General features: G+C 55.3%; 12 protein-coding genes and 3 pseudogenes. 5 read left to right on the forward strand and 10 right to left on the reverse strand.

Annotation, left to right across the window (positions count from 1 at the left end; all coding sequences use genetic code 11):
• Positions 1 to 263: pseudogene (locus tag ACP97_RS14285) on the forward strand (IS5/IS1182 family transposase); the annotation flags it as partial.
• Here ACP97_RS14285 and ACP97_RS20495 read toward each other — a convergent pair.
• The 7 genes from ACP97_RS20495 to ACP97_RS14320 all read right to left on the reverse strand — a co-directional run bounded on the left by ACP97_RS20495 (position 238) and on the right by ACP97_RS14320 (position 5,896).
• Positions 238 to 1,032, reverse strand: coding sequence for a hypothetical protein (locus ACP97_RS20495; RefSeq protein WP_049998528.1), 795 nt, complete (start codon positions 1,030 to 1,032; stop codon positions 238 to 240). The pseudogene ACP97_RS14285 and the gene ACP97_RS20495 sit on opposite strands and share 26 nt — an antisense overlap.
• Positions 1,025 to 2,197, reverse strand: a complete 1,173-nt coding sequence (locus ACP97_RS14295; RefSeq protein ID WP_049998529.1) for a poly-gamma-glutamate biosynthesis protein PgsC/CapC — start codon at positions 2,195 to 2,197, stop codon at positions 1,025 to 1,027. Before ACP97_RS14295 ends, ACP97_RS20495 begins: the two co-directional genes overlap by 8 nt.
• A 111-nt stretch (positions 2,198 to 2,308) precedes the next feature.
• Positions 2,309 to 2,725 carry a TRAM domain-containing protein gene (locus ACP97_RS14300; RefSeq protein WP_049998530.1) on the reverse strand — a complete coding sequence of 139 codons (417 nt, stop codon included), beginning with the start codon at positions 2,723 to 2,725 and terminating at the stop codon, positions 2,309 to 2,311.
• A 90-nt stretch (positions 2,726 to 2,815) separates the two neighbouring features.
• A complete protein-coding gene (locus tag ACP97_RS14305; RefSeq protein ID WP_049998531.1) occupies positions 2,816 to 3,097 on the reverse strand; it encodes a PadR family transcriptional regulator in 282 nt (93 codons plus the stop codon).
• 68 nt (positions 3,098 to 3,165) lie between these two features.
• Complete coding sequence (locus tag ACP97_RS14310; protein WP_049998532.1) at positions 3,166 to 3,333, reverse strand: DUF1931 family protein; 168 nt, start codon at positions 3,331 to 3,333, stop codon at positions 3,166 to 3,168.
• 201 nt (positions 3,334 to 3,534) lie between these two features.
• The gene (gene tbsP / locus ACP97_RS14315) at positions 3,535 to 4,368 is read right to left on the reverse strand and encodes a transcriptional regulator TbsP (RefSeq protein ID WP_049998533.1); all 834 of its coding nucleotides are present in this window, start codon (positions 4,366 to 4,368) and stop codon (positions 3,535 to 3,537) included.
• Positions 4,369 to 4,642: 274 nt separating this feature from the next.
• Complete coding sequence (locus tag ACP97_RS14320) at positions 4,643 to 5,896, reverse strand: MFS transporter (RefSeq protein ID WP_049998534.1); 1,254 nt, start codon at positions 5,894 to 5,896, stop codon at positions 4,643 to 4,645.
• 664 nt (positions 5,897 to 6,560) lie between these two features.
• Between ACP97_RS14320 and ACP97_RS21280 the strand changes: the two are divergent.
• Together ACP97_RS21280 and ACP97_RS14325 are read left to right on the forward strand one after the other, a co-directional pair.
• A pseudogene (locus tag ACP97_RS21280) lies at positions 6,561 to 6,683 on the forward strand (twin-arginine translocation signal domain-containing protein); the annotation flags it as partial.
• A gap of 192 nt (positions 6,684 to 6,875) precedes the next feature.
• The gene (locus ACP97_RS14325) at positions 6,876 to 10,724 is read left to right on the forward strand and encodes a beta-galactosidase small subunit-related protein (RefSeq protein ID WP_237561172.1); all 3,849 of its coding nucleotides are present in this window, start codon (positions 6,876 to 6,878) and stop codon (positions 10,722 to 10,724) included.
• Between the two features lie 322 nt (positions 10,725 to 11,046).
• Here ACP97_RS14325 and ACP97_RS21145 read toward each other — a convergent pair.
• Positions 11,047 to 12,179: pseudogene (locus tag ACP97_RS21145) on the reverse strand (ATP-binding protein).
• A gap of 132 nt (positions 12,180 to 12,311) precedes the next feature.
• Between ACP97_RS21145 and ACP97_RS14340 the strand changes: the two are divergent.
• Positions 12,312 to 13,811, forward strand: coding sequence for an amidase (locus tag ACP97_RS14340; RefSeq protein WP_049998679.1), 1,500 nt, complete (start codon positions 12,312 to 12,314; stop codon positions 13,809 to 13,811).
• A gap of 154 nt (positions 13,812 to 13,965) precedes the next feature.
• Here ACP97_RS14340 and ACP97_RS14345 read toward each other — a convergent pair whose 3' ends face one another.
• Together ACP97_RS14345 and ACP97_RS14350 are read right to left on the reverse strand one after the other, a co-directional pair.
• Entirely contained in the window at positions 13,966 to 14,310 is a 345-nt protein-coding gene (locus tag ACP97_RS14345) for a DUF5615 family PIN-like protein (RefSeq protein ID WP_049998538.1), read from the reverse strand.
• A 1-nt stretch (position 14,311) separates the two neighbouring features.
• Entirely contained in the window at positions 14,312 to 14,605 is a 294-nt protein-coding gene (locus tag ACP97_RS14350) for a DUF433 domain-containing protein (RefSeq protein ID WP_049998539.1), read from the reverse strand.
• 718 nt (positions 14,606 to 15,323) lie between these two features.
• Here ACP97_RS14350 and ACP97_RS19120 point away from each other — a divergent pair.
• Positions 15,324 to 16,250 carry a glycerophosphodiester phosphodiesterase gene (locus ACP97_RS19120; RefSeq protein ID WP_079977641.1) on the forward strand — a complete coding sequence of 309 codons (927 nt, stop codon included), beginning with the start codon at positions 15,324 to 15,326 and terminating at the stop codon, positions 16,248 to 16,250.
• Positions 16,251 to 16,338: the final 88 nt, after the last annotated feature.

Below are 16,338 nucleotides of genomic sequence, written 5' to 3' on the forward strand. Positions count from 1 at the left end.
CTGGGAAAAACAAATACGAAATGGGTGCGTTAGAAGTTGAGTAACTAGTTCATCCACAAGGATCGAGATCGATGGCTGTTGCGAACAACGCGCTCATCCGAGCAAAAGGCTACACCCAGCGATGGATGTCCGAGACGTCCTATTCGACGGTCAAGCGAACGCAGGACTCCGCCCTGCGTTCGCGATTCTGGTATCGTCAATTTCGTGAAATCGTTCTCATGTTCGCGCTCAACAACATCAAGAAGCTCGCCGAGACGCTATGATCGTACTCCCGTACCGCATTTTCAATAAAGCATACGATTCGAGTTGTGAGCCGAACTCTCGGAGAACATTGATATTCTCGTAGAGGGTGGTGTAGTGGCCGGTCCGATCGATCGGGATCACATCGCCGTTGCGGATCAGTACGGGGTGATTACCCGTGATCTTGGTCAGCGTGTCGTAACCTCGACGATTAAAGACGTCATCGAGACGGCGTACCGTCGAGGATTTGCCCCTGATCCCCGAGACCACGATCTTGGTGTCGATGTTCCGAATGGACCGACGGTGAGCACGGCCACGTGAGAGAAGCGTCCCCAACGCCCCTCGAATGGCAGATGTCCCGACTTCGAAAGGATCGTGCTCGTACTCGACTTCCGCCTCGGCTCCCGTAAGATAGACCGGAATCGCACCGGCAGCCAGTTCACAAAACCGCTCGATCGACTCGATTGCGTGCTCGCGGGTTGTGTACGTGACGAAGGGAACGGCCACGGATTCGCCATCGTACTCCAGCGACCACTCGAAGATATCCGACTCGGGATGACTCCGAACATCGGCCCACGCTTGGAGGGGAGCTGAGGATCCCTCGGTGTACTCGAACTCGTCATAGCCCTCGAAGACGGCGGCCGCGTCGCGTACGTGATCCACCGCCTCCCGGGCGGCTCTCGCGGTCTCGTATCGGTGCGGTCCCACACCCAAGCACACCTCGGCATCGTAAAGCCGCCAGAACCACCCCTCGTCGGTGCGCACCACTTCGAAGGAGCCCTGCTCAATCATCCCCGGAGCCTCCCGAGAGAATTGACGCCTCGAACACCCGTTCACGAGAGGGTTGATCGACGGTGTAGTACTCCACAACCCCGAGACAGACTGCCACCACGAGCGCGCCAAGACCGATCTGGAGAAGACCGAACTCCTGTGGAATCCCCCGTGGGAGGATCCGACCCGTCGAGCGCGCGAGCACGAGCAACAGAGTGAACGTACCGAACTGTATCGGCACGAACAGTTTGCGCTTTGAGTTTGGTGCAGTGTGCCAGTTGTAGGCGTTGATGCCGGCGAGGATCACTACGAAATACGCCGACAGGCCGCGCGTGATCGGTAAGAGGGCCACCAGAGGGAGCGCGACCAATAGCGTGAACGCGGTCGTGATCGAGATGAGCACCCGACCGTACAGCAAAGTAACGTGATGGATTGTCCAGAGGAAAACAAAGCCAAGCGCCAGCGTCACCGCATAGAGCACGAGCAGCCACTTGCTAGAGAGCGCATAGATCGCAAGCAATGCGACCGAGATCAGCCCGATCCGGAGCCCATATCGGTCGCGCACGCGTTCGGTGATCAGGAATCCAACCAAGAAGAGCGCAACTGCCCGTGGTCGGGTGAGGATGATCGGTTCGAGTTCTGTGGGCACGGCAGCGTTCTTCCAGACGGCCACGTCGGCGGTTTCAGCGTAGAGCGCCGGCGGGGTGAGTGTACTGAGTGTGGAGGTAAATCGAGGATCGATCAGCAACCACCCAAGACCGAACAGGCCAGAAAATAGCAAAATCGCCGTAATCAGGTCCCACTTGCGGTACTCGGGTTTGAGCTGGTGGTAGTTGAACGCCGCCAGTCCAGGCAGAATACTTCCGATGAATAGCACGAATCGTAGCGGCCGGGGGAGATACTCACCTAGAACTACGAAAATTACCAGTGGAACACCGCTACCGATTCCCATCGCGACCAGGAGTTCATCGCGACCATAGATCAGCGTCCTGTGTTTGGCAAGATAGAGTCCGGCGTACGCGATGATTGTACTGACGATAAATATCGGGAGCATGAACACGTTTTTCAGGGTATAGACTGCGAGCATCGGAATCCCAATCGTTCCACCTAGCCGATAGCCGAATAATTGTGTGATAACTCCAACCAGAAGGAGTCCCAGCGCAGTCGTCATCGCCGCAACGATCATTGTTAATAACACGTACCAGTAGGGTTAGATACAAAAGCATCGGTTCGAGTAGCAAATATCGAATCCAACGTCCGATGGCTTTTGATCGCGTGATCATCCGATTGTGGGTCCTCAAATCCCGGCTCGGTCTGCGTCCTCGTAGACGGTCGTGAATGCGAAATTCTCGCGCACATCGGTGACTTCGACGGTCACCTCGTCGTCGGGACGCGCTCCGGGGACGATCAGTACGTAGCCACGCTCGATTTTCGCTATTCCATCGCCCTGATCGCCCAGCGTTTCGATGGTTACCTCACGGACGTCGCCCGTATTGACCGGTGGTGTCAGTGTCGACTCTGCGGACGGTTGCTTCTGCTGGCTTTGGCTCTCGCTAAGCTGAGAATTTCCGAGAATGACCGTTCGATAGGTCTCGCCGGCCGAAACCGTTCCCATATCGAGTGCGTCCTGTGGCACCTCGATATGGTATGAGTCGTCATCCTTTTCGATCGTGGCTGTGAATAGATATTCCAACCGATCTGGGATATCGACCATTAGACGTCCTCTCCTCCTCTATCGCTAGTGTTCGGTGAGAGTGAGACAGCAAGGGCGTGTGTCCGACGGACCGAAACACCATTCATAGTATCAAGCCTCGGCAGCGACATATTGATCTTCCCACTCGCGGCGGGCCTCGATTTCTCGCTGGCCACGCTGAGTTACCTGATAGTAATTCGTCCGCCGGTCGATCTGGCCTTTTTCGAGGAGACCTTTCTCGACGAGCGTATCGAGATTCGGGTAGAGCCGTCCGTGGTGGATCTCGCCCTCGTAGTACTGTCCGAGTTCGTCTTTGAGTGCCAATCCATGCGGTTCGTCCTGTCCAGCAGCGACGTACAGCAGGTCGCGCTGGAAGCCAGTCAGATCGTACATATCTCAGAAATGGTTATTCAAAGACTAAAATATATCGATACCGAACAAGGTCTGCTACTCGGCCCGATTCAGAGATCGCGGGGCTGAACGGTCTTGCGGTCGTTGTCGTTTGCTCGTCGTGCAGCCTTTTCAAGCAAGTCCGCGACTTCGCTATCGAGTGCATCGTAGAAGTCCGCCGAGACGTTCTGGTCTGTAAGTTGGTCTTTGATTGCCGATTTAACGATCAGATCCGTCATACAACCGTATTCTCATCGATTCGTACTTATTCCTTGTATATCTACCAGAATACAGTATGGGGTGTCTTCTTCAAACAGCGTCGGGGTTCCAACGACGGTCGAAACGAAGCCGTGAATAGAGAAAGGAGAAATGCGTAAGCTTCGCCGTAGGCCTGTCAACCACCGTTTGCTCGGTATCGAAGAGCCACTTGATCCCCTGGGTTAGGCCGGAGCTGCCGCAAGCATCTCCCGCACCACGCTCGGCACTTCCTCGATGTCCGCCTCACGCAGGCGCTCGTTAGTCAGTATCAGACGTAATCGTGGCCGTCCAACATCAATCGGCACTTTCTCGGTATCGAGAAGTCCCTGTTCTTCAAGGTGAGTTTTTCCTCGGGAGAACGTCGCCTTGCTCGCAACACCCGTATCTTCGCCCCACTTCGAGAGATCGTAGAGCAACTCCTTGTGTCTAGCCGCCACCAGCAAGCTCACTCCCACTTCGTTTAGAACGCTCTCATCGCGTGTACTCCCGAGTGTGTCTAGTACGGTTCGGAAATCCGATTCTGCCGCCGAGCCGAACTCCTCACCAAGCGAGTCCAGCACACGCGAGCGAGCTGGCGTCCGCAGATTGAATTCCTCGCCACTGTCCCATGCACTCTGCCAGCGCTCGCCCGCGGCTTCGACGAACTCTTGGTCGTTGGTCACCAGTGCCGCGCTGTGCTCGTCATCCGGTGTGAGCAGCGAGACGACCATCTCCTTCGTTACCACCAGTGGGTTCTCCAAGTACTCAGTGGTTGCCCGTATTGCGAGCGTCTCGGCTTCGATTAACTCCGCCGCTGCGCTCGCCAGCACGAAATCGTCGCGCAGCCATTTCAGTACGTGTTCTCCCGCGAGCAAGCTGACGTACGGTGGATCATCTATCTCGAAGAGTAGCTCAACGAGTCCGTTGGTTGCCTTCTCATCAAGGTTGACCGCAAGTACTCCTCCAGCCGCTTCATCGAGAATCGGACGCAGATTTTCGACGACCGACGTGTCCACCCTGTGTGATGAAATAGTCATACACAGAGGGTAGATGATGAAGCTATATCCCCATTACGCCATTATCTTATTCTTTCTCCCCAGAATTAATATGATAGAGGAAAACATTCGCTGTGGCGCAGCCATGGAACGTGATGGTTCCGGCTTTAGCTGAATTGTAGGGCGCCAATCCCCCTTCCTCAGCGAGCGCCGAAGGCGCGTGCAGGGAGGAGATTCAACTAATCAGTTCTCAGTGATAGATATCGCCGCATTGACGGTTGATCGATTTTCGATCGAATGTAATCCGGTGTATCGTTCAGATCCGATACATACCGAGGAAGGCAACAGCGCCGCCGGCGCTGATGATTGCGACGAGCGGAAACGCTGCACCAAGGCCAAATTGTTCGGCGGCGACGCCGAACAGTAAGGGCCCGATCGCGCCGCCGAGCGATCCCGCTGTCAACATCACGCCGAAGAGACTCCCGCTGAACCCGCGTTCGGAATACTGAGACGTAATCGCGTTCATCGCGGGTAGGGCAGCCCACATCGCAACGCCGAGGAAGAAAAACCACACAAACAGCACGATCGGGACCAGCGGAACGATGGCGATCGCAGCCAAAGCAACCGTCGAGATCGCGAGCGCACCGAACCCCAGAGCCCGCCGATCCATACTGTCGGCAAGGGAGCCAGCGGCGAGCGAGGAGATACCAGCGCCGACAAGTAGCACGAAGAAAATCGCATTGGCGACGCCGGCAGTTGTGCCCGCTTGCTCAACAAGGAACGATGTCGCGAACGTCCGAACCGCGCCGAGTTCCGTAGCGATCGCGAGATTGGCGAGAAACAACACTGCGACCCACGGTTCGAGTGGCACCGAGATCAGACTGGTGAGACCGGCCAACCGTCCGCCGGATTCCTCGGTCGTCCGCGAAGTGGCTCTCTCGTCGGTCCCGCCATCAGGTTCGACCCGGGCGGTGCCATTCGAACGACTTTCAGGCCGGAAGACAGCCAGAAACACCATCGCGTAGACGACGCCGACGCCCGCGCTGACCGTGAGTGCAAGTCGCCAGTCGAACAGTGCTGCGAGACCACCGACGAGCGCGGGGGCGAGGGCGGTGCCGACGACCCCGCCGAGGCCGTGAATGCCCATTGCTTTCCCCTCGGTAGCACCGCTCTCCAGGTCACTGATGATCGACATCCCCGATGGGTGATAGGTGCTCCCACCGATGCCGGCGATTACCTCGGCAATAACAAGGGTCCAATACCCCTGTGCGCTCGCAGCGACGAGGATACCGGCCGCGAGGACGATCATGCCGCCCGCGAGAAGCCACCGCTGGCCGATCCGATCCGCAAGCACGCCCGCTGGTAGCTGGAAGATCGAGTAGGTGGCAAAAAAGACGGTTAGCAGCGATCCAGCCTCCCCGTATGTGATTGCGAAATCGTTCACCAAGAGTGGTAAGATCGGCGGAAGCGCGACGCTATAGAACTCGTTGACGGCGTGGGCCACCGTGATGAGCCACACCTCACGAGGATTTGATACCGAAAACAAACGCGAGGTGACTGATCGCGACATACGATCGCTCCGCCATCATACCCAATGAGAGTTGCTTTCCGAATTGGTCGAGAGTTGCGAGCACACGGATATCGATAGCGGCGTGGCGCTCGCGATAGGTCTGTGCGGTCTGGTCGTGGAGGAACGTTTGGCGCAACCGGGCTTCGGCCGGCCCTTCGGGCTGGATTGGTCAGTGGTGTTGGCATAGTGGTTCAGTAGCACTCGCGTTGTACGATATTACGTTCGAGACAGCCAGCAGCCCGGAATATTCATAGGGCTTTGAACACCCACGATGATCGGATTCGCGATCTCTCTCAAACAGCAGCACTCAGAGAACGGCGTAGAGGGTACAGCTATTGTTGCTGTTGCTCTTTCAGAGAGAGCGGACAAACCAATTGTTCTGTACTGGCTCAATTTGATACGGTTCAAAATAATGTGTTCGCGTCAAGCTCGCTGTTTGCGGGAGCACTGACGTCGGTGAGCGGAGATCACCATGAGACGACCCACATTCGCCACATCTTATGGCCGCCATTCCTGATCGATTCATCATACTGAGTGCCGCGAGGTGTATCTTGGGGCGTAACTTCATTCACTCAGCCTCAATAGCCTAACGTATATATACGTATTATTTCTTTCAGAATGATTTTTGTACCACCTTCTTCAATGAAAATTTGGATCAGTAACGATGGTAGAACGAGACCCCTCATCAAACACAGGTAGTATCACACCTCATGCGATCACGCCATCTCGCCGGCAATTTCTACAAGCGATCGGTCTCGCCGGTCTCGCCGGGGCTGTCTCGTCGGGGACAGCCGTTGGCGCACCCAAAACATCTTCGAATGGGGGACCGGGAAGCGTCTCTAACCTCTCGGAATACATCGAAAATCCAGGGGTGTACGCCGAGAACCAAGAGCCTGCACATGCTCCGACGGCGGTTCCGTTCGATTCAGTGTCGGCTGCCCGGAGCGCGAACACCCATTTTGACGAACTGGAGACGCGCTTGGACGATTCACCGTACTACCGACTTCTCAATGGAGAGTGGGATTTCGCGTTTTTCGAATCTCCCAATGACGTTCCCACGGAGTACTCTGGGACGTCTTTCGACACAATTGATGTCCCCCTGTCGTGGCACCTCGCGGGCTACGACGAGTACGTCTACGTCAACACGCCCCTAACCTGGACGGATATCGATGGGGCAAGTGCTGACCCGCCGAACGTACCAGACAGCTACAACCCCGTCGGGGTATACCGACGCCAGTTCGACGTTCCTGATGACTGGGACAGTCGGAAGACATTCCTGAGCTTTGAGGGGGTCAAACAGGCGTACTTCGTCTGGATCGACGGTCAGTACGTGGGCTACGACCAAGGGTCGATGACCACCGGTGAGTTCGATATCACCGACCACGTCACACCGGGCGAGTCCCATCAGGTGACCGTCCAAGTGTATCGCTTCTCGGACGCCGAACCCTTGGAAACCCAGGATATGTTTCGGTACGCTGGGATCTTCCGCTCAGTATCGCTATACTCGACGCCGACGGTCCGGCTCCGTGACTGGTTTGTCCGAACGGAGTTGGACGAAAACTACGAGAACGCCACGCTGACCGTGGACGCTGAGATTGCCAACTATACGGAGTCAAGCCAGGGGAACCATACCATCCGTGGCCACCTATTCGATAGTGATGGCTCGAAAGTGACCACCCTCGAAACTTCAGACTCGATCGGCAGTTCCACGAGTACCGCACTCTCGATGGACACTACCGTCGCGGGACCGGACACGTGGACCGCCGAGGATCCGACCCTCTATACGCTCGTCTTCGAGCACGAGGTCGACGGCGCGACCACGGAGACGGTGTTCGAGCAGGTCGGCTTCCGGGAATACTCGATCAGCGACGCACAGTTCCGGGTTAACGGCCAGCCGGTCGACATCCGAGGCGTGAACAAACACGAGACCGATCCCGATCACGGTCGGTACGTCCCACACGACCGAGTCCGGGAGGATTTCGAGTTGATGAAGCGCTCCAACATCAATGCCTTCCGGTGTTCGCACTACCCAAACGACCCGTCGATCTACTACCTCGCCGACGAGTACGGTCTCTACGTTCAAGACGAGGTGAACGTCGAAACTCACTGGAATACGAACTACCTAGGAGAGAGCGACAACAGCGACGAACAGGCCGTCGAGCGCTTCGTACGGATGATCGGACGGGACAAGAACCGGCCATGTATCTTCACGTGGTCGACGGGCAACGAAGCCGGTCTCCACGACGCCCACTACGACATGGCGGAGTTCAAGACTGGCGAGGACCAGGACGACGACGGAAGCGTACTAGAAGAGTACCCCTTCGAGCCAACTATCGATCCGACCCGATTCCTCTATCACCAGGCAAACAACGGGGGCATCGCGCCGTTCGCTCCCATTGACGGCCCACGATACCCCTCGCCGGGGGCGATGCGGAGCAGAGCGATTGGCTCGTCCGTACCAATAATTATGGGCGAATACGCCCATGCGATGGGCAACAGCGGTGGTCTGTTCCACGACTTCTGGGACTACGCACAGCCCGACCACGAGACGGTCACAAAGACAGTCTTCGCGGACGAATCCGACGCCGGCAACACCGGCACGGTCATCGGCGACTCGCGTATCGTCGACGAGAATGACGGCGCGATCGTCTTCGAGAACGACGGCTATGTCGACGTTGGCACCGACTCCAGCCTCGACTTCACCGAACCCGGGTTCACGCTGTGGGCCCGCGTCAAGGACGAGGGCACCGATGACGACGATCCCTACATCACGCGCGGGGACAATCAGTACGCGTTGAAGATCGTCCCGGGCGATCCAACACCCAGTCTCCAATTTTTCATCTATGACGACGGGTATCAGGTCCTCAACGTGCCGGTGCCCGAGGGCTGGACGGAGGGTGAGGGTTATCACGACCTCGTCGGCGTCGCGACAGACTCGACGCTGAAACTGTTCGTCGACGGCGAACTCCTCGGGGAGACTCCGCACAATGCCTCGACCCTCGCGCCAACGGACTACAGTTACCCGGTCACGATCGGCTATAACGCCCAGGCGGACCGATACACCGACGCGTCGATTAGTCAGGTAAGAGTGTACGACCGAGCCTTATCGAATTCGGAGGTAGCGAGCGCGGCGAGCGACACCTCGCCGCCGAGCAGCGCTGTCCTCTGGATGGACTTCGCCCAACCCACGCGGAACACGGAACTCGAACGCTACGAGGAGTACGACCCCCTCCAGGGCGGGTTCGTCTGGGACTGGGTCGACCAGGCGGTCAACCGTGAACTGACCAGCAGTGACGCACCAGCGGCTTCATACCGATTCTACGACGGTAACCCGTTCTGTCTGAATGGCGTTATCTTCGAGGAGCGAACTCCCCAACCACAGTTCGAACAATTGAAAAAGAGCCACCAGCCGGTCGGCGTGGTTGGCTCGGACCTCGTCGATGGCACCGTCAGAATCACCAACCATCTCGACTTCGCCAACTTGAGCACACTAAATACCACGTGGGAGCTACAGGCCGGCGAGGAGGTGGTCGAAAGTGGAACGCTCGCGCCGAACATCGCCCCCAGCGAGAGCACGGAAGTTACCGTACCATTCGAAAAACCAACTCTCGAGCCGGGCGTCGAGTACTGGCTAACGCTTCGCTTCAAGACGACCGAGGACACGGTGTGGGCCGATGCCGGTCATCAGCTTGCATTCGACCAACTACAGATTCCCTTCGAGGTTCCCGAGCCCTCGACAGTGGAAACCAGAGACATGTCTGCACTCTCGGTGAGCGAAGACGACGGGCAGTTCAGCGTCTCAGGCGATGGCTTCGAGTATATCTTCAGCAGAGAGCGGGGAACGCTTGTTTCGGCCATCTGTGACGGTACAGAGATCGTGGCTGACGGCCCTCAACTCGATTTCTTCCGGGCTCCAATTCAAAACGAGATCCAAGGATGGGGTGCGGCGGAATCCGATGAGTGGTATAACCTCGGACTGGACGACCTCCAGCACGAGGTAGCGTCGGTCGATCTCACCCGGACGGAAGATTCAGTGGTCCGAATCGCAGTCGAGACCTCCGTGTTGGGGTCAGGCACCAACGCCGGCTTTGACACCCAATACCGATACAAGGTATTCGGAAGTGGCGACATTCTCTTAGGTGTTGACATCGAGCCTACCCAAGCGCTCGTCGACGGCATCAGTCACTGGCTGCCCCGAATCGGGGTGGCAATGGACATCCCTAACGATCTTGATCAGTTCGAGTGGTTCGGACGTGGCCCACACGAGACATATCCCGACCGAAAGTGGGGGGCCGAGATTGACGTCTACGAGGACAGCGTCGCCGACCAGTTCGTTGCCTACCAGCCCCCTTCAGACAACGGTAATAAGGCGGACACTCGATGGGCGGCACTCACGAATGACGATGGGGTCGGGTTGGTCTCCTTTGCTCATCCGAAGATGCACGTCAACATCAATCGATATCAAAACCTCGCCGAGGCGGATCACGTCTACGAACTTGAGGAGAAAGAGGAGGTTACGACGATACATCTCGATCACGTTGTGACGGGTGTCGGTGGAACGCCAATACCGACGCTCCAGCAATATCAGGTGTCTCCGGAACCGATGACGTTCCTTTTCGGATTTCGACCGCTTGAGAGCAAGCGTACCGGTCCACCCGAGCATGCGAACAACGATGGAAAGAAGCAGCGTGGTCCGCCGGGACATGCGAATAACGACGGGGAGAAACGACGTGGACCACCAGACCACGCGAATGACGATGCAGAGTCACCGATGGAGTTGAGTAGACGACGGCTTCCCCGAAGTTGGGTGAATTTCCAACAGGGGTAGTTGTCGAACAGCTTCGTGGCGACTTACAACGGACTGGCACGGAATCGGCTCACGAGACCATCGGATCCGTCGGCGATCGTGAGAATCGATGAGCGAAAGAGTTCTTGCACAACGTCTCGGTGAGAGTCTACAAGCATGTTGGGAAGCACAACCACGACCGTGGGGAAGGCTGTCAGTGACCAATAGCGCCTTCAGTACCTTCTGTATCGTCGGTGGGAGCGATGGAACAAGACGTTCTGTCGGGAGTTGTACGAGTTCGTGTTTGTAGTCGTGGCTTTTCGAAGCACCCATCTCGGAAGTGAGCCGCGTGAAAGAGCAGGCGTTAGTTGCTCGTATCGGGAGACAACAACGACTCGATATCTACCGCACTGAACAGCGACCAATTTTCATCGAGATCATCCGCAAGACCGTCGACGAACCCACTTTTCGAGATGGGGGCGAATCGCTCGTCGCGCGTGTTTGGGCCCCACCGAACGTGTTCAGCATCCTCTCTGAGTGCATCTACGAGCGCGCATCCAACCGATTCAGCTGTCCACTTACACTCGGTGAAGAGTATTCGGTCGTCGTCCAGAGCGAGGCCGACGAGGTCGATTTCGTTTTCGTCGTACCACCATCGGCCGATTTCGGCATAGGGGTCAGCTCACCGCGACGAACTGCTTCCTAGACGGCTTCCTGAGAGATATCCTTGAGCGTTGTCGCGACGTGGTATCGCGATTGCTTCGAGAATACTCATATATCGGGCTGGATTTCGGAGTTCGGTGTGCAACAGAAACTCCGGTTCGTTATACAGAACGGCCGTCGGTGAGAGGACGTGCGTCTGGATGTTCTCACGAAGTAGTTTCGTGTAGTCAAGCAGCGTGAGATACATTGGTGCCCCACCAGTAATAGCGTACGATCGAGCTGCCTTTCAAAGGCGTACGGAATCGCTTCCCGAGCTTCCAGAAAGGAAAACGGCTGAAGATCGATCTGTCCCGTCCGGCGACCGTACAGCGGACTTTCGTGTCCGAGAACTTCGGACTCCATGGTACTCATACTGGACCCACACAACACGAGCATCGATTCGGTATCCTGCAGCCGCTCGTCGACGAACGACTGCACGTACGAGGAGAGGGAGGCGTTTTCGTTGACAAGATACGGAAACTCATTGATCACGACTACGAGCGTTTCCGTCGCGAGTTTCTCTCCGAGGTAGCCAAACGCCTCGTCCCACCGGTCGATTCGTGGCATGCGAACCCCGAAATGATCGGCAATCTGTTCAACGAACTTCTCACGCTGTCGCTGTTCTGCCTCCTGCGAAGCAAGGAACTAAACGTGAACTCGGTCAGCGCAAAATTGCTTGAGTAATTCGGCATTTCCAACCCGTCGCCGTCCATAGACCACGTGCAAACCGTGACCGGGTGAGCCGTGGGCTCGTTCAAGCGCTTCGAGCTCGGCGTTCCTATCGTAGAAGGTCATTCTCTGGATAATGATTATCGCGATAATTACTGAAGATAGTCGACTGCTGAAGAGGGGCCATCTTACTTTACAGTTTCTGTTTTTGCAGGGGTGGGAACAGCTATGCCCTTGGGGAAGATATCCAGATATTGTATGCCACACGAAGGTTTCACAATAGCAGAAGCAACTATCAGTCAGATTCATCGAGCTTTCGAATCAGGTGATCTGACTAGTGTCGATCTCGTCGAGAACTATATCCAGCGGATAGAAACGTATGATCGTAACGGTCCTCAAATCAACTCAATCAGAACGATCAACGACGCGGCAATTGACCGGGCCGAAGAGTGTGATCGGAAATTCGGAGAAACTGGTGAGTTCATCGGTCCACTGCATGGTATTCCTGTTCTCGTGAAGGATCATATCGAGACAACAGAGATGGTCACCACGTTCGGCTCGTCTGCATTCGAAGGATACACCGCTGAAAACGATGCAGAAGTCGTTCGTCGGTTGCGAAATGCGGGAGGGATCATTCTGGCGAAAACCAATATGCCGGATTGGGCCACGTCTTGGTTCGGCTTCTCATCAATAAGTGGTCGAACGAAAAACCCGTACGAACTAAGTCGTGATCCCGGGGGATCAAGCAGTGGGACTGGGGCGGCCATCGCTGCGAATCTCGGTACAGTCGGTATTGGAACAGATTGTGGAGGGTCGATTCGTCTTCCAGCTTCCTTCGACAACCTCGTCGGATTTCGTGTGACGCCGGGATTGATCAGCCGATCCGGCATCAGTCCATTAGTATCGCAACAGGATACTGCCGGGCCGATGACTCGAACAGTGCAGGACACGGCCAAATTGCTAGATGTACTCGTGGGCTACGACGAACACGACGAGCTAAGTGGAAAAACAGAATTCAAGACGATCAATGATTCGTACACAAACCATCTCTTAGTTGATGGGCTAAACGGGACCCGAATCGGGGTACTTCGAAGTAAATTCGGCGATGACGACGACTCCACTGCTGGGCCAGTCAATCGGGTAATCGAGACTGCGCTCACGACGATGCAGAATGCTGGAGCAAACCTCGTCGATCCGGTGGAAATTCCACAGTTGGATGAGTATCTCGACGATACTATGTTGTATACGATCCAATCCAAGAGTGACATTAACGACTTTCTCGATGACCGTGATACTCCGGTCGATTCAGTAACTGAACTGTATGAGAATGGCCAATATCATGATGTACTTGATCTGTTTATCGCCTTTGCTGAGGAGGGATCGGACGACATTTCCGACGACATAGAATATTGGCAGCGAGCTGCCGCCCAGCATGCATTTCAGATGGATATTTTGCATGTGTATGCTAAGCATGACCTTGATGCGATCGTCTTCCCGGATGTCCAGGTTGTGCCACCGAAGGAGAGTGAAATTCGTGAAGGGAAATATCAGACGATGACTTTCGCGACAAACACGATCATTGCCTCCCAGTCTCTGTGCAGTGCAATGTCCGTCCCAGCGGGGGTCACTGCTGATGGATTGCCAGTCGGGATGGAAATCCTCGGCAAACCGTTCGACGAACCGTCACTCCTCGAGATCGGCTACTCGTTCGAACAAGCCACGGATCATCGCCATCAGCCCAAAACAACGACTGACTAGCGACTATTTGGTGACCTCCTCATCATCAAGGCACTCGTCGTGAATCGCGCAGATCCACGCTGATGCCGACGGCAATGACAACCGAAATCTGAACGACGAGTACGTCGTCTTCGAGAACACTCCCCAGAATCGGTGGTGAAGTAAGACGAGGTGTTCAGGCCCACGGGTCGAGTTCTTCGCGTCCCATGAACTCGTCGCGTCTTGGATACGCGTCAACCATCGCAAGAAGGGCCGACGCAACGCGATATGCGGGCATCGTGTCGTCGTATAGAAGCACGATCCCAGCGTGAGTATCTACCTGTTGATCGCTGAAGTCTTTCACGTCGCTCGTCACAATGATGAGGTTGTGTTCTCGTGCGTACGGCAGGACATCATCCGCGTCGTCCGCACCCTGCCAAAGGACATCGCGAACGTGTTCGGCGTGAAGCCCCTCCTTTCGTAGGTAGGTTGCGGTCTTCGGGTCGAGGTTCTCGTCGCAGAGAAATCGCCACTCGCTCATCTCACGCCGTATCTGGATCGACGCCTTCCGGCCGGTCAATCGTCTTGCGGAACTCTCTCATGGCCACCTCCCGTTCGTCTTCCATCTCACGCATCTCACGTGGGTGATCATGGTAGTATGCGAGTGCATGATAGACATCAGCCAGATCAAGGTCGAATCGGTCGGCAACCGATTCTGGGTCTTCGTCGCGTGTTTCGATGAGAGCGTACACTTGCCGGACGCTGATGCGCCGTCCATGGATATGTGGCTCTTCCATGATGTCACGAGCAATCCGCCGTGTGTCACGCTCGGCCATGTATAGTGTATCTCTCTACAACCGCAAAAACGTACTGCCAACAGATACCCACCAGCACCGTCTCCCCAATTGCCGAGGATGGCGACTGAACCGCTAAGTTCGTGTGGTGAGGTCCAAAGTAACCGCAACCGGAGTTAGCGCGCACTCGTGCCGCCGACAGATCCCGCACGATCCACGTACGGTCGAGTAGATGCAAGCCGGGGCGTCGTATTCAGTGCCGTCCGTCCCGCAAATCGTGCATTGCATCGGCGTAATCGTCGGGTCGGCACTGCATTCGGTCCACCGTCGCCAGTCTGTTCCGCTCTCGTCGTGCCTTGGGTAACATTCCGTTGTTTCTGGAAAGCCAGCTGTTACACAAGGTGAGAAAAACGACTAGTCATTTGCGTTGCCCAACCACGATCTCCATACCCTCGTCACCGCTGATCCGGACGATTGCCGAGTGCTACTGACGCCCGACCACACTGTCGAGATTGAATCACCACCGACAAGACGAGAGCACGAACAAGCGTCTCTCGGCTGTCTACCCCGTTGGGGGAGTTAGCTGAAGTGCATGGGCGTAGACACCCAGCGTCCGTTGGAGGTGAGTTTTCAGGTCCGTTTCGTATTTAGGCGTACTCAGCACCCCTCTCCCCCTAAGTGGGAGTCAATTGTTATCGAATTTTAGACCAGTTTGCAACACGGCCAAAAAATCAATGTATATGAAGGAAGTTGGTATGGTATGCCATCGAAAGGCACTAAACAGCAGAAGCAGTTTTCGCGACGTACTGCTCTCAAAGCTGCAGGTGCAATTGTCGGAACTTCAGCATTGAGTACTACTGCAGCAGCGCAGGATTCTAGAAACAAGGAGGCAAATTCTGATCAAGGCGAGGATTATAGTCCTCGTATAACTGCACATCGTGGATACAGAGATCTCTTTCCGCAGAATACGTTAGCAGCTATGGAAGGCTCGTCGCAAATCGGGGCTGACCGAATTGAGATCGATATTATGCCATGTCGTGAAGGAGAAATTGTCGTATTTCATGATAATTCACTGGATAGCCTTACAGATAAAGAAGGAATAGTAGGCGACACTTCTTGCGAAACGGTACTAGATGCTGAAGTTCTAGAGACAGGTGAGACAGTACCAACACTAACTGAAGTTCTTGACACAGTCGAGCCAAGTATTACGATGAATATTGAATTCAAGAGTTCATTCAATTACTCTTGGGAGTATGTTGCCAAACGTACATTGGACATTGCTTCAGGATATTCTGGTGATTTTTATGTTTCTTCGTTCAGCAGAGATGCACTCGAAGCAGTTCGAAAGATTGATCCGGATGTTGATGTAGCAAAATTGTTTGGAAATAACAAGAAAAGGAATTTGGAATTTGCCAGAAAAATCGATGCTGAAGCACTCAATCCTTCATTAGGGGTACTTGATCGAGATTTGGTTGAAACCGCTCACGAGGAAGGACGCGAAGTGAATGTCTATACGGTCGATGATTGGAGAGAGGCCCGTCAACCTATTGAACTGGATGTTGACAGTCTTATTGCGGATACGCCAACTGTTCTTGAATATTTTAGTTTGATGGCTGACAATGATGGCGAACACGACGATGATGAGCGCGACGACGATGACGAGCACGATGACGAACACGAGGATTGAGAACAAAACTCACCTCTGCACGTTCATAGACTCCCTTTTGGGTAAAAGAAGAGATGGTCGATCCCTTCCATTAGCCCATCCAGATTGC

Source organism: Halococcus sediminicola, from assembly GCF_000755245.1.
Lineage (GTDB): Archaea > Halobacteriota > Halobacteria > Halobacteriales > Halococcaceae > Halococcus > Halococcus sediminicola.

Coding starts and splice junctions, on each gene's coding strand:
- ACP97_RS20495 (WP_049998528.1), bottom strand. CDS start 1,032: ATGATTGAGCAGGGCTCCTTCGAAGTGGTGCGCACCGACGAGGGGTGG.
- ACP97_RS14295 (WP_049998529.1), bottom strand. CDS start 2,197: ATGATCGTTGCGGCGATGACGACTGCGCTGGGACTCCTTCTGGTTGGA.
- ACP97_RS14300 (WP_049998530.1), bottom strand. CDS start 2,725: ATGGTCGATATCCCAGATCGGTTGGAATATCTATTCACAGCCACGATC.
- ACP97_RS14305 (WP_049998531.1), bottom strand. CDS start 3,097: ATGTACGATCTGACTGGCTTCCAGCGCGACCTGCTGTACGTCGCTGCT.
- ACP97_RS14310 (WP_049998532.1), bottom strand. CDS start 3,333: ATGACGGATCTGATCGTTAAATCGGCAATCAAAGACCAACTTACAGAC.
- tbsP (WP_049998533.1), bottom strand. CDS start 4,368: ATGACTATTTCATCACACAGGGTGGACACGTCGGTCGTCGAAAATCTG.
- ACP97_RS14320 (WP_049998534.1), bottom strand. CDS start 5,896: ATGTCGCGATCAGTCACCTCGCGTTTGTTTTCGGTATCAAATCCTCGT.
- ACP97_RS14340 (WP_049998679.1), top strand. CDS start 12,312: ATGCCACACGAAGGTTTCACAATAGCAGAAGCAACTATCAGTCAGATT.
- ACP97_RS14345 (WP_049998538.1), bottom strand. CDS start 14,310: ATGAGCGAGTGGCGATTTCTCTGCGACGAGAACCTCGACCCGAAGACC.
- ACP97_RS14350 (WP_049998539.1), bottom strand. CDS start 14,605: ATGGCCGAGCGTGACACACGGCGGATTGCTCGTGACATCATGGAAGAG.
- ACP97_RS19120 (WP_079977641.1), top strand. CDS start 15,324: ATGCCATCGAAAGGCACTAAACAGCAGAAGCAGTTTTCGCGACGTACT.